This is a genomic window from Bacteroidales bacterium (genome assembly GCA_012517825.1).
Taxonomy (GTDB): Bacteria; Bacteroidota; Bacteroidia; order Bacteroidales; family JAAYUG01; genus JAAYUG01.
Genome location: JAAYUG010000165.1, coordinates 1 through 2,723 on the forward strand (window position 1 = coordinate 1; position 2,723 = coordinate 2,723).

2 protein-coding genes are annotated in these 2,723 nt (G+C 45.4%); one reads left to right on the plus strand and one right to left on the minus strand.

Annotated features, from left to right (window positions below):
• Positions 1 to 2,048: TonB-dependent receptor (locus GX419_11545; GenBank protein NLI25327.1), on the minus strand; the 2,048-nt coding region annotated here is incomplete at its 3' end.
• 192 nt (positions 2,049 to 2,240) lie between these two features.
• Between GX419_11545 and GX419_11550 the strand changes: the two genes are divergently transcribed.
• Positions 2,241 to 2,723, plus strand: a 483-nt coding sequence (locus GX419_11550; protein ID NLI25328.1) for a DMT family transporter, incomplete at its 3' end; no start/stop codon positions are given.

Genomic DNA, 2,723 nt, shown 5'->3' on the forward strand with positions numbered 1-2,723 from the left:
CCAGTAAGACTTACCTGAATGGATTTTGAAAGGGCAGCATTGGCCATCAGTTCCACACCGGTTGAGGCACTTTTGTTGAAGTTATCGAAAGTACGCACCATCACCAGAGGATTGGTTTCGAGAGGCTTGCTGATGTTAGTAATCATATTGTTGGTCTGACGGTAATACCCTTCCACCGAAAGCTGTATCATTTTGATATTTCTCTGGTAGCTGAGTTCGTATGAATTAATGTATTCCGGTTCCAGAGCAGGATTCCCTTTCTGCATGTTGAGCGGGTCCATATAGGTTGGAAACGGATCAAGGAAGAAACTGCGCGGCCTGTTCAGACGCCGGCTATAGCTGAACAATACCTGCTGATTGTTCTTAAAAGATTTGGAAAGATGGAACGACGGAAAGAAATCAAGCTTTTCATATGGATATTTTTCCTCTATAACCAGTGATTTAATGAGGCGATCGGTGTATTCAGCCCGCAAACCTACCTGGAAACTGACCCATTTCAGTTCATTACTGTAAATGGCGTACAACGACTGAATGTTGTTGACAAAGTCATGTTTGTTGATCTGATTGGGATCCGTAATCCATGTTTTGGTATCCGGATCATAATTGTCATAAGAATAGCTATGGACCTCATCCTCAAAACGCCCCTGATAGCCTGCTTCCAGTTTGCTTTTGTCGGTAATGGGGTACACATAATCGAGTTTCACCCGCCAGTCGTTCTCCGTTCCTCCTTCAAGTGCCCTCGAACGGATAGGAATAATGGAATCGACAGCATTCCACAAAGCATCTGTGAATGTTTCAGTTAATGGATTAGATTCATCATCTTTTTCATAAGAGTAGAACACCAAACCATCGAGCGTATGTCCGGGCTTGTCAAACTTGTGCTGGAAATTCAGGTAAAGGCTTGAAAAATCGTTGGAACGGTCAAAACCACTTGACTGTATATAATACTTATTCAGAAACAGGGGTTCTGTGTACTGGTGGTATTTACCTGTTGTCATTCGCCCAAACGAGCGGCTTCCGTATTCACCGGAAAGAGAAACCGTGGTATTATCAGTGGCGTTATAGTCAAACCCCCCCCGCACCGAATAGCCTTTTCTGTTCATATCTCCCTTATTGTTGTTAATGAGAAAGAACGTTGTATCCGGTCCGAGGTAATTCTCTCTGCGCATTTTGCCTGACCCCGGGTTGCTGAAATCCATCCAGTCGCCTCCCGCAAAAAAGTTAAATTTCCCCACCTTATAATTGAGGAGAAGATCGGTGGAGTATTGCTTGTGGGTGATACCGGCTGTGGTGTTGAGAATACCGCTGACGCCGGTAATCTTTGATTTTTTCATCACCACATTGATAATGCCTGCCACCCCTTCCGGGTCGTACTTGGCAGAAGGATTCGTAATGATTTCGATGCTTTGAATGGTACTGGCCGGTATCTGCTGCAGGGCTTCCGTTCCCTTGAGGACACTGGGTTTCCCGTCAATAAGAACGGTGAAATTTGAACTGCCTCGCAGTTGCACATTCCCGTCCACATCAACGGTAACCGAAGGAGTGTTTTCGAGTACTTCAACTGCTGTACCTCCTGAAGAAACAATATCCTGGCTCACCTGCACCACCTTTTTGTCAATTTTATACTCCAGCCTGTTCTGGTTTCCGATCACCTCGACTTCCTTCAAAGCCTGGACAAGCTCCTCAATGTGCAGTTCACCAATGTTGACTTCTTTCTGCCGCGGGGAAACAATGATTCCGTTATGGCGCATCTTCTTGAATCCCACAAAGGTAACCTCCACATAATACCGTCCATAGGGCAATTTATTCAAAACAAAACTCCCGTCCTGTCCGGTGATAGTTCCCGTTACCAGAGAAGAATCCCTGACATTGTACAGGGCAACGCTGGCGTATTCTATTGGCGTATTGTCCTTTCCGTCAATTATTTTGCCACGGATAATCCCATCATTTGGCATATTTCCACCCTGCGGAACAGGGTAATTCTGCGCAAATGCGCCTAAAAACACAAAAAGGCCGGCAACCAATGCAATAAATTTCTTTTTTCTCATATAACTTACAAATGAATTAACACCTGATAAGACAACCATCCTTACAGAAAGTTTGCGCAAAGAAAGAAATATTCTTCTTCCCGCCGTATGGCAGGTTGTTAAAAAACCGTGCCGACAGGTGAATGCCGGCCTGCTGTCTCCATTGGGAACTTTTCTCAAAATGGTTACTTTTGCGCCCTGATAGACAAAAAAATGATTCAGGCACACTACGGGGAATTTGCGGCCTTACTGGTTGCCCTTTTCTGGACAATAACCGCACTGTCGTTTGAATTTGCCAGCATCAGGGTGGGTTCGCTGGCAGTAAATATCATCCGGCTGGTCATTGGTTTTCTGTTTCTGAGCACCTTCACCCTTTTTCACAGGGGATTGTTTTTTCCTTCCGATGCCGGCATGCAAAACTGGATATGGCTTTCTTTATCGGGGCTGATAGGTTTTGTGATGGGCGATTATTTTCTTTTTCATTCATACGTTATTGTCGGCTCGTGGTTTTCGATGCTAGTTATGACCCTGGCCCCTGCCCTTGCGGCACTGTTCGGCTGGATCATCCTGGGCGAAACGATGGACATAAAAAATACAACTGCCCTGCTTCTGACCATGGGAGGAATTGTTCTGGCCATGTTCGGAAAAGGAAACGGGCAGGAAAAACTTACCCTGAACAAGCCTGTCCGCGGGATA